The organism is Actinocrinis sp. (assembly GCF_035650855.1).
In the GTDB taxonomy this organism is placed as follows: domain Bacteria; phylum Actinomycetota; class Actinomycetes; order Streptomycetales; family Catenulisporaceae; genus Actinocrinis.
Map to the genome: position 1 here is coordinate 1 of NZ_DASRGV010000248.1, position 15,838 is coordinate 15,838.

14 protein-coding genes and 2 tRNA genes are annotated in these 15,838 nt (G+C 70.5%); 4 read left to right on the plus strand and 12 right to left on the minus strand.

The features are described from left to right. Positions 1–635 precede the first annotated feature (635 nt). From VFB40_RS17995 to VFB40_RS18010, 4 genes are all read right to left on the minus strand, one after another. Positions 636–711: transfer RNA gene (locus VFB40_RS17995), tRNA-Lys, on the minus strand. Between the two features lie 178 nt (positions 712–889). Next, positions 890–965 (minus strand) — tRNA-His (locus VFB40_RS18000). A 142-nt stretch (positions 966–1,107) separates the two neighbouring features. After that, positions 1,108–1,722 (minus strand): oligoribonuclease, encoded by a 615-nt coding sequence (orn, locus tag VFB40_RS18005; protein WP_349261531.1) that lies wholly within the window; start codon positions 1,720–1,722, stop codon positions 1,108–1,110. 34 nt (positions 1,723–1,756) lie between these two features. Beyond that, the gene (locus VFB40_RS18010) at positions 1,757–2,857 is read right to left on the minus strand and encodes a helix-turn-helix domain-containing protein (RefSeq protein WP_349261532.1); all 1,101 of its coding nucleotides are present in this window, start codon (positions 2,855–2,857) and stop codon (positions 1,757–1,759) included. Positions 2,858–3,249: 392 nt separating this feature from the next. On the opposite strand from VFB40_RS18010, the gene VFB40_RS18015 reads away from it, so the two are divergent. After that, positions 3,250–3,483, plus strand: a complete 234-nt coding sequence (locus VFB40_RS18015) for a DUF2630 family protein (RefSeq protein ID WP_324839618.1) — start codon at positions 3,250–3,252, stop codon at positions 3,481–3,483. Here VFB40_RS18015 and VFB40_RS18020 read toward each other — a convergent pair. From VFB40_RS18020 to VFB40_RS18030, 3 genes are all read right to left on the minus strand, one after another. Then, positions 3,416–4,219 carry a hypothetical protein gene (locus VFB40_RS18020; protein ID WP_324852134.1) on the minus strand — a complete coding sequence of 268 codons (804 nt, stop codon included), beginning with the start codon at positions 4,217–4,219 and terminating at the stop codon, positions 3,416–3,418. The genes VFB40_RS18015 and VFB40_RS18020 overlap by 68 nt on opposite strands. Positions 4,220–4,384: 165 nt before the next feature. Continuing rightward, positions 4,385–5,572 carry a phosphotransferase family protein gene (locus tag VFB40_RS18025; RefSeq protein WP_324852136.1) on the minus strand — a complete coding sequence of 396 codons (1,188 nt, stop codon included), beginning with the start codon at positions 5,570–5,572 and terminating at the stop codon, positions 4,385–4,387. Between the two features lie 390 nt (positions 5,573–5,962). Continuing rightward, positions 5,963–6,256: a hypothetical protein gene (locus tag VFB40_RS18030; RefSeq protein ID WP_324852138.1), complete on the minus strand. Its 294-nt coding sequence runs from the start codon at positions 6,254–6,256 to the stop codon at positions 5,963–5,965. Positions 6,257–6,287: 31 nt separating this feature from the next. On the opposite strand from VFB40_RS18030, the gene VFB40_RS18035 reads away from it, so the two are divergent. Both VFB40_RS18035 and VFB40_RS18040 read left to right on the plus strand, forming a co-directional pair. Next, complete coding sequence (locus tag VFB40_RS18035) at positions 6,288–7,067, plus strand: hypothetical protein (protein ID WP_324852140.1); 780 nt, start codon at positions 6,288–6,290, stop codon at positions 7,065–7,067. 257 nt (positions 7,068–7,324) lie between these two features. Continuing rightward, positions 7,325–8,656: a glycoside hydrolase family 18 protein gene (locus tag VFB40_RS18040; protein WP_324852142.1), complete on the plus strand. Its 1,332-nt coding sequence runs from the start codon at positions 7,325–7,327 to the stop codon at positions 8,654–8,656. Between the two features lie 110 nt (positions 8,657–8,766). Here the strand turns inward: VFB40_RS18040 and VFB40_RS18045 are convergent, their stop codons facing one another. The 4 genes from VFB40_RS18045 to VFB40_RS18060 all read right to left on the minus strand — a co-directional run bounded on the left by VFB40_RS18045 (position 8,767) and on the right by VFB40_RS18060 (position 13,768). Beyond that, positions 8,767–9,999: a L,D-transpeptidase gene (locus tag VFB40_RS18045; RefSeq protein WP_324852144.1), complete on the minus strand. Its 1,233-nt coding sequence runs from the start codon at positions 9,997–9,999 to the stop codon at positions 8,767–8,769. A gap of 180 nt (positions 10,000–10,179) precedes the next feature. Continuing rightward, positions 10,180–12,240 carry a copper resistance protein CopC gene (locus tag VFB40_RS18050; RefSeq protein ID WP_324852146.1) on the minus strand — a complete coding sequence of 687 codons (2,061 nt, stop codon included), beginning with the start codon at positions 12,238–12,240 and terminating at the stop codon, positions 10,180–10,182. Between the two features lie 8 nt (positions 12,241–12,248). Then, positions 12,249–13,013, minus strand: coding sequence for a YcnI family copper-binding membrane protein (locus VFB40_RS18055; protein ID WP_324852148.1), 765 nt, complete (start codon positions 13,011–13,013; stop codon positions 12,249–12,251). A gap of 68 nt (positions 13,014–13,081) precedes the next feature. After that, positions 13,082–13,768 carry a hypothetical protein gene (locus VFB40_RS18060; RefSeq protein WP_324852150.1) on the minus strand — a complete coding sequence of 229 codons (687 nt, stop codon included), beginning with the start codon at positions 13,766–13,768 and terminating at the stop codon, positions 13,082–13,084. 152 nt (positions 13,769–13,920) lie between these two features. On the opposite strand from VFB40_RS18060, the gene VFB40_RS18065 reads away from it, so the two are divergent. Then, positions 13,921–14,634 carry a DUF5134 domain-containing protein gene (locus VFB40_RS18065; RefSeq protein ID WP_324852152.1) on the plus strand — a complete coding sequence of 238 codons (714 nt, stop codon included), beginning with the start codon at positions 13,921–13,923 and terminating at the stop codon, positions 14,632–14,634. Between the two features lie 87 nt (positions 14,635–14,721). Here the strand turns inward: VFB40_RS18065 and VFB40_RS18070 are convergent, their stop codons facing one another. Further along, on the minus strand, positions 14,722–15,678 hold the full coding sequence (locus tag VFB40_RS18070) for a cytochrome c oxidase assembly protein (protein ID WP_414642105.1): 957 nt from the start codon (positions 15,676–15,678) through the stop codon (positions 14,722–14,724). Between the last annotated feature and the right edge of the window lie 160 nt (positions 15,679–15,838).

Here is a 15,838-nt window from a genome sequence, read left to right on the forward strand (position 1 = left end):
GAGCGACTTCGCGGTGACCGACCAGATGCGCGAGGCGTTCGCCAAGCGGCTGGCAACTCTGGAGCGCAAGGAAAGCTACTTCCTGGACCTGGCGGCCGAAGAGGGCTGGCCGAAGGAAACGCTTCGGGCCAAGGTGGACGCGCTACGCGCGGAACGCCGAGGTATCCGCCACCAGCTGGACAAGGCGCAACGGCAGCTGACGATCGGTCAGCAGATCTTCCGCGCGGCCCTGGAACTGCTCGACGACCCGCAGGCGATGTACCGGGCGAGCGATGAGACGGTGCGCTCGCTGCTGAACCGGGCGTTCTTTACCCGGCTGTACATCGACGGCCGCAAGGTCACGGACCACGAACTGAAAGAGCCGTTCGACGTCCTGGCCGAAGCCCACCGGCAGTACCGGACATACCACAGCAAGGGCGCGACAGACGACCGGCGCGTGGCCACGCGCAAGGCCAAAGCAACCGGAGCCGTAGCGACGCTGCAGGACGGGGTGATGGGAAGCGGTAAGGCGGCGGCCGGGGATGCGAACAACCGAAAAGCCGCCACCCTGATGGATAACGGCTCTTCTAACTCGGAATCCTTGATCGCCTGGCTCCAATCGGCCCCATGGGACCAGGGTTGGAGTAGGGCGGTCATGGTGCGCCGTCAGGGACTTGAACCCCGAACCCGCTGATTAAGAGTCAGCTGCTCTGCCTATTGAGCTAACGGCGCGTTGCGTGGAAGAGATTACCGTAGATCGCCGCGTAGTTGAAATCGGTTCTCCGGGAGGCGGATCCGCGCAGGTGACGCCGGTAGTGCGGGCCTGGTGGAGTGCGCTGCGGGGCGTGCGCCGGCGGGCGCGACAAAGCGCCCCTGAACTACGTTGCCGCAGTTCAGGGGCGCTGTCTTGTGGGGTGAGTGATGGGACTTGAACCCACGACATCCAGGACCACAACCTGGCGCTCTGCCAGCTGAGCTACACCCACCATGACGTGCTGTTGTGTTGCTTGGAAGAGTGTAGCGGACGCGCGGGGGTGCTCTAAAACCCATTAGCGGGCGGCGCGGCCCCAGGCGGTTCGCCGTGGGCCGTGGGCGGTGGCGTGCGGGTTGCGGGTTCTTGGCAGCGCTTCAGCCCGCGGCCGGGGAGCTGCCGGTGCCGAACTGGGCGGCCGTGGCGCGCGCGGTCTCCGAGTCGGGGCCGGGCAGCGGGACGAAGACCGTGGCGCGGTAGTAGCGCAGCTCCTCGATCGAGTCCTTGATGTCGCCGAGCGCGCGGTGGTTGCCCGTCTTGGGCGGCGCCTGGAAGTACACCCTCGGGTACCAGCGGCGCACCAGCTCCTTGATGCTGGAGACGTCGACCACCCGGTAGTGCAGGTGGCCCTCGAGCTCGGGCATGTCGCGGGAGAGGAAGCCGCGGTCGGTGCCCACCGTGTTGCCCGCCAGGGGTGCCTTGCGCGCCTCGGGGACGTGCCGCTGGATGTAGTCGAGGACCAGCTGCTGGGCCTCGGCCATGTCCCGGCCGTGCTCCAGCTCGTCCAGCAGGCCGGAGGCGGTGTGCATCTCGCGGACCACGGGGAGCATCTGCTCGACGGCTTCGGCCGGAGGTTTGATGACCACGTCCACGCCCTCGCCGAGGATGTTCAGCTCGGAGTCGGTGACGAGTGCGGCGACCTCGATGAGCGCGTCGCGGGAGAGATCGAGGCCGGTCATCTCGCAGTCGATCCATACCAGCCGGTCGTTGATGCCGTTCATGCCGTCAGGGTATCGGCCGTTGGGGTTATGCACCGTCGCGTACGGTGAAGCCGACGTGGGCTTGTGGACGTGAAGGGGGTTGTGTTTCGGGCTGCTCTTGGGCGTGAGCCTGATGCTGACCGCGCGTGGCCGGGTGCGCACTGTCGCCGCCGGAGTCGGCGAGCGTGCCGCGGAACGTCTGCCGGTACGCGGTCGGGGAGGTCGACAGGTGCCGCCGGAAGTGGCCGCGCATCGCCACCAGCGAGCCGAAACCGCTGCGCAGCGCCACCTGGTCCATCGGCAGGTCGGTGGACTCCAGCATGCGCTGCGCGTACATGACCCGCTGTGCGTTGAGCCACTGCAGCGGCGCGGAGCCGGTGGCCGAGCGGAAGCGGCGGTCGAACGAGCGGCGGGAGAGGGACGCGCGCTCGGCCATCGCGTCGACGTCGAACGGTTCGGTCAGGTGGTCCAGCGCCCAGGCCATCGCCTCGGCTATTGGGTCGCCGAGCAGTTCCTCGGGCAGTTCCGCGTCGAAGTACGGCGCCTGGCCTCCGCGCCGGCCGATCGGGAAGACAAGACGGCGGGCGAGGCTGGCCGCCGACTGGGGGCCGTGATCGCGGCGCACCACGTGCAGGCACGCGTCGAAGCCCGCGGCGGCGCCCGCGCCCGTGATGAACTGCCCAGTATCGACGCACAGCTCACGCGGCTGGACGCGCACGCGCGGATGGCGGCGGGAGAGCGCCGGGGCGTACATCCAGTGCGTCGTCGCGGAGCGGTCGTCCAGCAGGCCAGCCGCCGCCAGCACGAACACGCCGAGGTCGAGCCCGACGATCCGGGCGCCCTCCTTCGCGGCGCGGCGCAGCGTGGCCAGCGCCGGCTCGGGCGGCCGCTCGGCCGGAGCGCGCCAGGCCGGGACGATCACCGTGCCCGCCGCGTCCGCCGCGGCGAGCCCGTACGGCGTGGCCATCAGGATCCCGCCTGTGGTCGGCAGCGGCCCGGCCTCGCCCATGCAGGCAAGCAGCCGGTAGTACGGCAGGCCCTGGCCGCGCCGGTCGACGCCGAACACGGTCAGCGGGATCGAGCTCTCGAACAGCGGCGCGTTCTGGAACAGGATCACCGCCACCGTGCCACGGTCCCGGCTCTGCACGAGCCGGGGCGCCGGGTGCGCCGCGGCTGCCCCGAGGGAGGTACCGGGCGCCGCGCCCGGGTGCGCGGAGACTGGGCGCGGCGCGGCGCCGGCCGTGCGCGGTCTCGGTACGGCTGGCTCGGGCGTCACGGCGTCACGGCTCCTCGGTTTTGCAGCTGCGCCAAACAATCAGCATTCGTATATATAGAAAGACCAGCCTCCCTGTCGACTCGTGACAGGGGCGCGTTGGGGCAAGTGAGCGTGATGTCACGTCAGATGTGACCGGTATCACAGTTTGACGCCGCTTCGGCGCCGCGGCTTGGGCACAGGCTCGTGCGCTTGTGCGGCGGTTGTGGTCTCCTGGAAGGCGACGGCGGACGACTCGTCGGCCTTCGAATGGAGAGGACAGCGCCATGGAAGCCGAGCAGGAGATCCAGGCGAGGATCGCCGAGGTGGAAGCGGAGCAGCACCGGCTGCGCATCCGGTCGGTGGAGGTCCACGGTCTCGACGCGGAGGAGCGAGCCCGGCTCAAGGCGCTGGAGGTGGAGCTGGATCAGCTCTGGGACCAGATCCGCCGGTTCAGGGCCGGGGCGTCGGATGCGGAGGAACTGCGTCCGGCGCGAGAGGTAGAGGGGTACCTGCAGTAGCGGCCGGCGTGGCGGCGGGCCGGCCGGCCAGGTCGGCCCCGGCGGGCGATGGAGGCGGTGAGGTCCTGCGCGGCAGGCGGCTGAGCGAGAGCCGCCTGCGCTCGCCGATGAGGTAGGCGGCCACGCCGAGGCCGAGCGCCACCAGGTGTTCCCGCCCGGCGAGGTTGGGCAGCGCGATCGCCTCGCCCGCCATCGCGACGGCGGTGATCGTCAAGATGAGGTACGCACGGCACTTCAGCGCCACGTAAATGCTCAGCGCGACGACGACCGTGGACGGCCCGGTGTCCAGCTCATACTGATCCACCTGCGGCGTCCCTATGGCCAACTGCAGGCCGATGATGACCATGATGCGCGCGGACACGGTGGTGAGCCCGTTCACGCACACCGCGGTGATGATCGTGCGCATGCGGCCGAGATGCACTTCGCTCAGCGCGAAGACCACCAGCACCTGAAGCATCGCCCCCCAGGCCGGAAGGTCAGGCGCCGGCGCGAGCATCGAGAGCGGAAGACGCAGCAGGATCAGCGGGAGCGGAAGCGCCTGGTAGACGCCCGCGACGTGCTCGACGACCCACCATCCGGCCGTCGTGTGCTGGATAAGCGCGAAGACGCCGATCAGCGCCGTGCAGGTCAGCGCGACCGGGAACGCGGCCAGTTTCCCGGCGCGCGCAGCCCGCCAAGGCGGGCCGAACACGGCGGCGGCCTCGGCGCGCAGCCGTGCGTATGCGAGCTGGGGCACCTTCACCCCTTACCCGCCGACCGTGACGGCAATCGGCGGGCAAACGCGCGCGTGGGTATCGAGGGGGTACGCATAGACAGTGCTGAGGCTAGTGGGGCCGGGAATTGGCCGCCTCCGGATTTGAAGCCACTGGACGCGGTAGGCGACTCAGAAGCGGCAGACGGCTCAGAACTCATCGCGCAGAGCGGCGAGGCCCGAATCGACGAGGTCCGCGACCCATGAGCCCGCGTGCTCCAAGCCGGGAGCGACCGGTAGACCGTGCAACGTGCGGTAATGCAGCGCTTCCAGCAGTCCGGCGACCCGGTAATGGTTCAGCGCGACGTACCAGCCGATGCGCGAGAGATCCAAGCCGGTCTTGACGTTGTACCGCTCTGCCATCTGGCGGATGCTCGGGAATCCGCGGTTGCAGGTGTGTGCGGAGGCGATCGGTTTGGCCGCGGCGCCCGCGCCCTCCCAGAAGGTCAGCAGCAGGCCCAGGTCGGCGAGCGGGTCGCCGAGCGTGGCCGCCTCCCAGTCCAGCACCGCCGCGATCCGGCCGGGCGTGGCGGTGGAGACGACGACGTTCTCGAGCCGGTAGTCGCCGTGCAGGATCGCCACCCGGTCGCCGGCCGGCACCCCGGCCCGCAGCCCGGCGGCCAGGCGGGAGAGTTTGGGCACCTCGCGGCTGGCGGAGGCCGCGTGCAGGCGGTCCCAGCGGTCCACCTGGCGGATCAGGAACTGGTCCGTGCGCGCGAAGTCGGCCAGCCCGGTCGCCCGCACGTCGAGCAGGTGCAGCGCGGCGAGCGTGTCGATCAGGCCGTGGGCCAGCGACCTCGACTGCGCGGGGCTGAGCGCCGCCGCCTGTTCGCCCCGGCAGAACACGATTCCGGGCACCTTGGCGGTCACGAAGAACGGCGCGCCGATCACCGAGGCGTCCTGGCACAGCAGGTACGGTTCGGCGACCGGCACCCGGCCGCCGCGCCCATGGGCCTGGAACAGCGCCCTGATCACCTGGTACTCGCGCCGGACGTCGCCCCGACCGACGCCGGGCGCCGGAGGGGCAAGAGTGGCGGGAATTGGAACCTGATTTCCTGCCCCAACGGGCAGCGGCGGACGCCGCAGTACAAACACCCTGCCATCAGCGTCGCAGAGTTCGTACGTGAGGTTGGAACGCCCGCCCGGCAGCGGCGTCGCCCGCAGCGGCGGTCGCACCGATCCGGGCAGCCGTACCCCGAGATAACGCGTCAACCTGGGCAGATCCAGTCCGCGCGGCTGCTCGGACCAGTCCGATTCGTCCGGATTGTCGGTTCCATCGACCTGCGCCGCGCCACTGTCCGCCGTGCCGCCAGCCACCGGCCCGCTCCCCTCCTGCACGAAGCTTTTTCGCAACGTAGTGCGGGCGCGGGGGGCTGGCTAGTGCCGATTCTTCGCCGACTCTTAGATTGATCGGGGGTGCCCGGCCGCGACGAGATTCGTTACGGTGGGACGGTGCGCTCCGGCACGAGCGCATGATCCGAACGCACGGCAAGCGGCGAAAGCTGGGGGTTGGAAAGTGCCAAGGCAAGTGCGCAGGGGCGGACGTTCTGCGGCATCGGTGGCGGGGGCGGTGGCGACCGGTACGGTCGCGATCGGCGCCCTGCTGGTGATACCCGCGAACTCGGGTGTCGCGGAAACGGGCTCGTCACCCGCTCCCAGCTGCGCATCTCCGTCACAGTCCGCGACCGCGTCGAAGTCGGCCGACGCGTCGGCCACACCGAGCTCCGGTCAGAGCGGCGGCGGCCCGTCGGCCGGCGCGTCATCGACCGCTTCGGCGTCGCCGACGCCGACCCCCTGCTCCTCGGAGAGCGGGTCGCCGAGCGGGAGCCCCTCCGCCACGCCGAGTAAGAGCCCGTCCTCGACGCCGAGCAAGACCCCGGGTCTGCCGTCGGATTCGGCCTCTGCTTCGCTCGTCACGAGCCCGACGCCGACCGCGACGAAGAGCTCTGCTCCGGCGACGACGCCGGCTACGACCCCGTATACGCCGCCGCCCATCATCGGCGGCGGTGGTGGTGGTGGCAATGGCGACGGCTCGGGCTTTTCGTACACTGACGTGCCCCCCGGCGACTCCTCGGTGCGCTACCCGCACGGATCCATCTCGCGGGCGCAGATCATCGTGCGCGCGCAGGCCTGGCTGAGCGAGCGGGTGCCCTACAGCCAGACCTCCTGGAAGACCGACCAGTTCGGCACGTACCGGCAGGACTGCTCTGGCTACGTCTCGATGGCCTGGGCACTGGACCAGAACATTGACTTCTGGACCGGCAACCTGAACACCGTCTCGCACACGATCGACGCGAGCGCGCTGCTGCCGGGCGACATACTGCTCTCCTCCAGCCACACCGTGCTCTTCGCCGGCTGGGCCGACTCGGCGCACACCATGTTCGACTACTACGAAGAGTCGCATCCGGGCACTGACGCGCGCTTCGTGGTCGACGCTCCGCTGCAGGACTTCCTCAGCAACGGCTTCTCGCCGTTCCGCTACGACGGCGTGCTCGACGGCGGCACGCTGCCGCTGAACCCCGCCAACGGCCTCAACTTCGCGGCCCTGCAGAACGGCCAGAACGAGCTGGCGCCGAACGGCAACGACACCACCCAGCCGGCGCCGGCCCCGTGGCAGTCCGGCTATCTGCCCGCGGACAGCGCGAGCCTGAGCGCCTCGACCCAGTCGAAGGCGACCAGGACCCAGGCGGTCGGCGCGACGCAGGACATTCAGCCGCCGCTCGGCTTCGTGGTCGGCGCGTCCGGGACCGTGTTCCTGGTCGGCGGCGTGGTGATAGCCCGCGGCTACCCGCAGCTCGCCTCGAGCCGCAAGCGCCCCCGGCGCCGGCACTGAGACTGACGCTGAGGCTGATCAGCGGCGCGGCGGCGGGCCCGGCCGAAAGGCGTTGTCGAGGCGATACCCGCCGCCCCTTGCCCGCGAGCCGGGATTGGACTATACCTGTCGCCAGCATGGTCTAGTCCAATTCCGGCTGGTTCACTTCGGCAGGCGGACCGCCCCGTCCCACAATGCTGCGCCTGTGCAGCCGCGCTGTGCGCGGACGGCCGCCCGGACGACCGTGTGTTCTTTCTTCCCTTCGTCGAGGAGAGCACATGCGCGAGAGCACCAACGGCACCACCGCGAAAAGGCGGCCGGGCACGGCCCGCCGCCGGCTGGCCGGCGTAGCCGCCGCGGGCGCGCTGCTCGCGGCCTCGGCCCCCGCCGCGCAGGCCGCCGGCGTCACCGCGGACCATCGTGGCGCGGGCGGCGGAAAGGCGGCCATCGGCTTCTTCACCCAGTGGGGGATCTACTCCGGCTTCTTCGAGAAGAACCTGATCGCCGACGGGGCCGCGGCCAAGCTCACCGAGATCAACTACGCCTTCTCCAGCGTCTCCGCGGACGGCCTGTGCACCTCAGGCGACAGCTGGGCCGACTACCAGCGGCCGTTCGCCGCCACCGAGGCCGTCAACGGCGTCGCCGACGCCCCCGGTCAGGCGCTGGCCGGCAACTTCAACCAGCTCAAGGAGCTCAAGGCCGCCTACCCGAACCTCAAGATCGTCATCTCGATCGGCGGCTGGAGCTGGTCGAGCCACTTCTCCGACCTGGCCGCCACCGAGGCCGGGCGGCAGAAGTTCGTGCAGTCCTGCGTCGACCAGTACCTCAACGGCGATATCCCGGGCCTGCCCGCCGGCGCCGCGAAGGGCGTCTTCGACGGCATCGACCTGGACTGGGAGTACCCGAACGAGCCGGGCAACAACAACCCGTACGGCCCGCAGGACACCGCCGACTTCACCGCGCTGCTGCAGGACTTCCGCGGCGCGCTGAACACCGCGGGCGCGGCGGCCCACGAGCACTACCTGCTGACCGCGGACACCTCGCCGAACCAGTACGCGGCCGCGCAGCAGCTCCAGCTCAAGACCGCCGCCAAGAGCCTGGACTGGTACAACGTGATGACGGTGGACCTGCACGGCGGCTGGGACCCGATCACCGACTTCGCGTCCAACCTGTTCCCGGACCCGAAGGACCCGCAGCCGGCCAACGGCAAGTTCTCCATCGTGCAGAGCGTCGCCTACTACGAGAAGAACGGCGTGCCGGCCAGCAAGATCGCGATTGAGATCCCGTACTACGCGCACGCCTGGGCCGGCGTCGGCGCGACCGACAACGGGCTCTACCAGAGCGCGACCGGCGCGGCGGCGACCGACCAGGCCGGGTACAAGACCATCGTCACCGAGCCCGGCACGGTGCACTTCGACCCGGTGACCGCGTCGATCTGGAAGTACGACCCGGCCTCGCAGACCTTCTGGACCTACGACGACCCGCGGACGGTCTTCGCCAAGGGCCTCTACGTCGACTTCACGGGCCTGCGCGGCGCCTCGGTGTGGTCGCTGGACGGCGATGACGCGAACGGCTCGCTGACCTCGGCGCTGACGGCAGCGCTGCGGTAACTGCGGCAGCAACGACTAAGACGACCAACGGACGCGTGCCTTGGCGGAGAGTCTTCCGTCAAGGCACGCGCTTTTCGTCGCTCTGGTCGCGCTGGTCGCGCTTGGTGGCCTTATTGCGCCGCGGAGCCCGCGAGCCACTGCGGCCACGACTCCTGCCAGTCGGCGAAGCCGTTGCCCGGCGCGACCTGTCGCGGCGAGTTGATCACCTTCACGACGTCGCCGGGCAGCGTGTTCGCGAAGAACCATTCCGCGTTCGTCGGGGATGCCCCTACGCAGCCGTGGCTGACGTTACGCACACCCTGTGAGCCTTCCGACCACGGCGCCGAATGCACGTACGTGCCCGTATACGTCAGGTGCACGTCCCACTTCACGTCCGGGATGTCGTACTCGTCGCCGAGCCCTGCGGTACGCGAATCCATGTGCACGTCCGGCGACTTGTCGATGACCGCGTACGTGCCGGCCCACGTATCCAGGCCCGGCTTACCGCCGGTGACCGCGAACGTGCGCACCACCTGGCCGGAGCGCCGCACAGTCGCCTCGTCCGATCGCAGGTCGATCGTGGTCTCCTGGTCGCGGCCGACCGAGAAGCTCAGGTCGTGGTCAGCCGTGGCGTAGTGCCCATGGCCGTCGCTCAGCCCGTTGATCGCGAGGCGGACCGTGACCCTCGTGCCCGGCTGCCAATAGCCCTGCGGGCGGTAGTCGACCCGCGCGGCCGAGAGCCAGCTCCAGTGCCCGCTCTGCGGCGGGTCCGCCGAGACGCTGAGCGCCTGCTCGATCGCCGCGCGGTCCTGCGCCGCGATGGGTTGGGTGAAGGCGAGCACGACCGGCTGTCCGACGCCCACGGTCGAGCCGTCCGCCGGTGAGATCAGGTCGATTCTCAGCGGAGCGTCCGGGCGACTTGTGCTGAACGACGATTCCTGGAGCCCGGTGCCGCCCGCGCTGTCCATGGTCACTGCGCTCAGGTCATAGGAGACCCCGGCGCGCAGCGGACCGGAGGAGGTCCACGTGCGATGGTCCGCGCTGAAGATCCCAGGCACGGCCTCGGTCCGGTAGACCAGTTCGACCGCGCCGACCTGCTCGCCGGGCGGCGCGGTGACCGTCACGGTGCTGTTCGGGGAGACGCCCGTCGCGCCATCCGCGATCGAGACGTTCGCCGGAGCGGCCGGCGGCGGCACGGCGTGGGCGGCGGCAGCCGAGTCAGCGCCCGCGTATTCCGCCGAGCCCGGCCCGAGCACGCCGCGCTCGAAGCCGCTGGAGTAGCCGAACCAACCCGCCGTGAAAACGGCGACCCCGGCGACGCTCAGGGCCGCCGGGGCCAGCCACCGCTTGCTCGTCCTGTCCACACCGGAATGTGTACTCCGGAGTTTATTCAGTTATGCCGCAAGGTGCGCCGAACGGGTGGAAACCGGTCGGCATTTCATACTGGCGGCGCCGACTCTAGCGGCGCCGACTCTAGCGGTGTCGATTCTGGCAGGGTCGATTCTGGCAGGGTCGATTGTGGCGGCTTCGACTCTGAATGGGCGTCAGCTGACCGGCACCGGCACCCGCACCGTGGTCTCGTCGAAGTCATCGCTGCGAATCGTGATCGCTACCTGCCACTGGCCCGGGACGGTCAGCGCCGTCGGCTGGTCGACGTAGTGGCCCGGCCCGTTGATGATCACCTTCGAGTCGATCGGCCCGATCTTGCGCGCCGGCAGCGAGTACGCCACCGTCACCTCCACCGGGCTGTACGGCTCGCCCTTCGTGTTCTCGATCAGCAGGTGCGTCTGGTTCGGACCAACCTTGCCCGGCTCGACCAGCACAAGCACCGTGCCTGAGGCCGTCCCGGTGTTGAAGGGCACCGAGACGTCAGTCGACCCCGGCTGCGTCGAGAGGCCGTTCGCCCCGCGACCGGGTACCGAGTTGACCACTATCGCCGTCGCCGCGAGCACGATGAGCGCGATGGCCGTCTCTGCCGCGACCGATCGGCGCAGCTTGCTGAGCGTCGCGAGGGTGCGCGCTCCCGGGTCGCTCGGAAGCGGTACACCGCCGACGCGTGCGGTACGCCGCCCTGGCTTGTTCATCCCCGGCTGACGTCCAGGGCGTCCAGCGGGGTGCGAAGGAGGCGCCCCTGCCGGGCCTTGTGCCACTGCCGCGGGTTCCTTCACGGGCTCGGCCGCGATCTCAGGCTCGGCGATCGCTGTCTTGGCGTTAGCTGTCTTGACGTTGGCCGTCTCGACGCTTGCCGTGATCGTCCCGCCGTTTTCCTTCGCTGCCGCGACGGTTGTACTCGCGCCCGCGGTGGCGAGGGATGCGTTAAGCCCGGAGGCGATTTGCTGGCGTGCGTAGTACCCGAGCCCGATGAGCAAGAGTAGCCCGGCGATCTTGATCAGGATCAGTCGGCCGTAGGCGTCGTCGAACAGGACGTGCAGCGAACCCACGTCCCGCCACGCCTGGTACGTGCCGGTGCCGATCATCACGCAGACACAGGTCAGTGCGACTGTCGAGAAGCGGTTGACCGCAGCCGCCGCCTGCTTCGGCTTCTCCGGCGCGCGCAGCACGACCAGCACCAGCATCGCCAGTCCGCCGAGCCAGACGGCCATCGCGCTCAGGTGCAGGATGTCGGAGACCACCGAGAGCGGCACCTGGATCCCGGTCGAGGCGTGCCCGGTCGCCGCCCAGGTGGAGGCGAGGCCCATGGTCCCGAGCAGCGCGAGCGCGGCGGACCGCATGCGCGCCCCGAAGCGGGCGTCGGCGAGCCGCTGCACCCCGATCGTCACCGCCGGGGCCAGCACGGCCAGGATCAGCAGCCTGACCTCGACCGTGGTGCCGAACCTGGTGGCGGTGGTCGACTGGATCACCGAGGGGTCGAAGATCCGGGACAGCGGCAGCCCGCTGGCATAGACGCCCTGCAGTAACAGCTGCGCGACGCTCGACGCGACCAGCGTGGTCCAGCCGATCACGATCATCCGGAACGAACCGCGCGCCGCGGCCCCCCTCGGCCAGCACAGCGCCAGGAACACGATCGTTCCGGCCAGCAGCGCGAAGGACAGGTAGGCCGCCCACCGGGCCACTCCGTACGCGACGCCCTGGAAGGCGCTGGCCCGGGTCACGATCGCGGTCGGGTTGACGCTGGTCTTGCTCGGCGCGCCGATCGAGAAGGAGAACGCGCCGGAGACCGGGTGCGAGTCCGCCGAGATCACGTGCCAGGCCACGGTGTAGGTGCCGTTGCCCAGCCCGGAGCGCAGCGAGATGGTGATGATGTCGCTCGACGCGCCGTGCGTGGTGTTCCCGTTGTCCACCCGCTGCCCGGTCGGGTTGAACACGCGCAGGCTGTCCGCGCTCACCCCGACCGACTCGTCGAACTGCGCCGCGATGACAGCCGGCTGGACGGCCAGCACCGAGCCGTCCGAGGGGTCGGTGCGTTCCAACGTGGCGTGCGCGGAGGCCGGGGCCGCTACCGCGAGCACGAGCGCGACGGCGGCTACGAGGCCGGCGAACAGGCGGCGGGCGCGCGAGGCGCGCGGCGACCGGCCGGACGGCCGGGGGGCCTGCACGGCCCCCACGGTCGCCGGGCGTGATCCGAGGATCGGAAGGTAAGCCATGTCCCTGCTCAGGATTCGGAGCGTCGGCGGGCGAGGAGGTTGAGCGCGAGCGCGGCCAGGCCTGCCGCCAGACCCAGCGCGCCGAGCACGATGCCTGCCGTGTCCGAGCCGCCGCCGCCCGAGGAGGACTGCGCGGCGGCCGCGGCCGTCGAACTGGCCGCGGCAGGCGTACTACCCGAGCCCGAGCCGCCGGAACCGGCCGTGCCGGAGTCCGCGGAGTCGGCCGCGGTCAGGGTCAGCACCGGGGCCGGGTGCTCCGGATCCGGCTGGCCGGCCTGGGTCAGGTCGATCCACCGGACGATATCGCCGTTGGAGTAGGTCTGCACCGCTTTGAACACCAGCTGGTTGGTGTCGGTCGGCAGCGGGTCCACCGAGATCTGGAAGTCCTGGTACTGGCCGACCGGGATGCTCCCGCCGGTCCAATCGACTTCGCTGACCGCGGTGGTGAAGGTGCCGTCGTCGGTCTTGAGCGGCGTGGCCAGGGTGGTCGTCTTGACCGTGACCGTCCAGCCGGGGATCGCCTTCGGCAGCACCTGCGCGATCGGGTGGTCGGTGGGCACCTGGATCTGCACCTGCGTGGTCGTCGCGTTCGACTCCTCGTTGGGCACCTTGAAGGTCAGCTCGGCGGTCGAGCCCTTCGGGAGCGAGTCCGGCGAGACCGCCACGTGCGCGGAGGCCGGCAGCGCGGCCACCGCGACCAGCACCGCGGCGGTGGCGGTCACCCCGGCGGCGCGGCGCCGCGACGGCGCGTTGAGCAAGCTGATGAGACGCATGAAAGAGTCCGTTCCACGGGAAGGGTAAACGTATATACGGGTACTGCCTTGGTGGTGAGTCGCGAGTGCTACGCGACGACAGGCGGCCCGCGGAACGTGAGAACGGTGAGGAGTGGAGTGAAGCGCTGCCTGAGGCAGCCATCCGGCGCAGCGCGATAGGAGCGCGGTACGACGCACCGGCCGGACTGGGCCGTAGCCGCCAACGTGGCGACGGCCTCGGCAAGCCTGTGCACAGGCGCCGCCGCGAGTGCGCCTACGGCGCGGCAGAGGGCGAAGAAGTCGCGCTCGCCTTGGCCGAGCCACCAGCCGCACACTACGGCGGCCAGCGCGTGCGCGGTGATCATCGTGAGCGCGGCGGAGAACGGGCTCGGATGCGGCCCAACCATGCCCGTCATACCGGTCATGCCGGGCATCGCGGTGGCGGCGAAGGTGGCGGGATTCGGCAGGGCGGAGGCCGTGGCGTGCGCCATGGCCGCCCCCGATTCGAAGCCGGTGAACAGCTCGTGCAAGCCGATTTGGCCGATCCCGAGCCCGACGGCCAGAGCCGACCAGGATCTTTCCCGGGCCAGGCCGAACCAGGCCGCGAGCCATACCGCCGGCAGGCCGAGACCGATCGCGGTCCAGCTCGCCGGGCATCCGCCCGCCACGCCGTGCAGCGTCGCGCCGACGCCGACGCAGATCACTGCGAAGAGCGCGGCGCGCACCGTGCGAACGGCGCGATGCGACGAGTGCGGGGCGGGCGGCACGGCAGACATGCTCTCGCACTTGCTCCGGGAGGTGAATACGGGGTGTGGCCGATTACGCTGCGCGCCCGCAGTGCTACTGAATGCTCTCTTTCGGCGGGTTGGGGAGGATTCGGGCTGGTCTGGCGGCGGGGAGGAGTCTCGCGACGGAGGGAGAAACTCGCGTGACGCCACTCGTGCCGAACCTGGCTCGCCTCGCCGCGCCGGCGCCGTCGCTGGGACTTTCCATGCTTCCGGCGGCTGCCGCGTGGCCGAGCGCGGCGGTCCTCGTGGCGCTCGCGGTGCGCTCGGCCGCGCGACTCGCCGCCGACCGGGCGCCCGCCGATCCCGGCCTTCCGGCCTGCGGCCTGACCAGCCGGACCGGCGACGCGGTGCACCTGGCGATGGCGGCCGGGATGGTGCCGATGCTGGTGCCGCTCGGCGTGCCGCCGGTCGCGCTGCTCGCGTTCTTCGGCGCCACGACGGCCTTCGTGGCCGGCACCTGGTTGCGCGGGTCGGCGCGGCGGCGGCTGGCGGCCTGGCGCGGTGCCGCGGTGCAGTGCCGACCGGCGCACGCCCTGGAACCGCATCATGTGATCGTCGGCCTGGCAATGATCGTGATGGCCTGGCACATGGACGCCGGGACGTCCGCGATGCCGGGCGGCGCCGCGATGGCCACGATGCCGGGCACGACGGCGTCCGCGGATCAGCTCCTGGTCAGCACCCTCGCGCTGATCTATACGTGGACGGCCGTGGTGATCTTGGGCGGCGGGCTCGCGAAGGCGGCCACCGCGCGGCCGCTTCCCACGGATCCGGTCGCGCTGCTCGCCGCGCCGGTGACCATCTACACGTGCGAGCTGGCGATGACCGTGGTGATGGGGCTGATGCTGCTCGGCTGACCGTGTTGCTTGGCTGACGCTGTTTCTTGACTGACACCGCTTCTCGGCTGACGGTGAGTTATCCGCCTGGCACTGCCTGGTCGGCGTTCAGCCGGTCGACGCGGGCCGCTGGTCCCGGGCCGCGAGCCCGGCCAGGTAGGCGTTGTAGTCGGCCAGCTCCACATCGCCGTCCCGATCCGCCTTGCGGTCCTTGCGCCGCGCCTCCCGCTCGTCCGAGCGGGACCACTGCAGGAACAGCACCAGCAGCACGATCAGCGTGGGCACCTCGCCGAAGGCCCAGGCCAGGCCGCCGCCGGTGGACTGGTCCGCGGCCGGGTCCACGCCCCAGGCGGCCGGCGGGTGCGCGAAGGTCGTGGTGATCAGCGACGAGGACATCATCACCGCCACGCCGAAGAAGGCGTGGAACGGCATCGCCGCGAACAGCTCCAGGATCCGGATCACGTACGGGCTGCGGTGCGGCGCGGGGTCCACGCCGATGATCGGCCAGAAGAACAGCAGCCCGACGCCCAGGAAGTGCACCAGCATGAAGTCGTGCCCGGCCGCGCTGCGCATCAGCGCGTCGAACAGCGGAGTGAAGTAGAGCCCGTACAGGCTGGCGATGAACAGCGGCAGGGTGAACAGCGGCGAGGAGACCACCCGGGCGAACCGGCTGTGCAGCAGGCTCAGCAGCAGCTCGCGCGGGCCGGTGTGGCCGGCCGAGGCCGGGCGCAGGGCCCGCAGCGCCAGCGTGAGCGGCGCGGCGAGCAGCAGGAACAACGGCGCGGCCATCGACAGCACCATGTGCTGCAGCATGTGCGCGCTGAACAGGTACATGCCGTACTGGGCCAGCCCGGTGCAGGTCGTCGCGAACAGCAGCCCCAGGCCGATCAGGAAGCTGAAACCGCGCAGCACCGGCCAGCGGTCCCCGCGCCGGGCCAGCCGGACGACCCCGATCGCGTACAGCGCGAAGAGCACCGAGACCAGCGCGAGGAAGAACGGGCTCGGCGCCAGCGTCCACATCCTGGCGAAGCTCGGCGCCGGCAGCGTGCCACCCATCCCCGGCATGCCGGGCATCCCGGACAGCGCCGGCAGCGCCGACTGCGTCAAAGAGCCGGCCGCCGCCGCAGGGTGAGTCATCACCGCCGCCTCCTGCCCAGTTTGGTCCGATACGCCGCTCGTCAGCTTACGCGCCCGGAAATCGGCCGACGCCGCCGGGATGACTCCG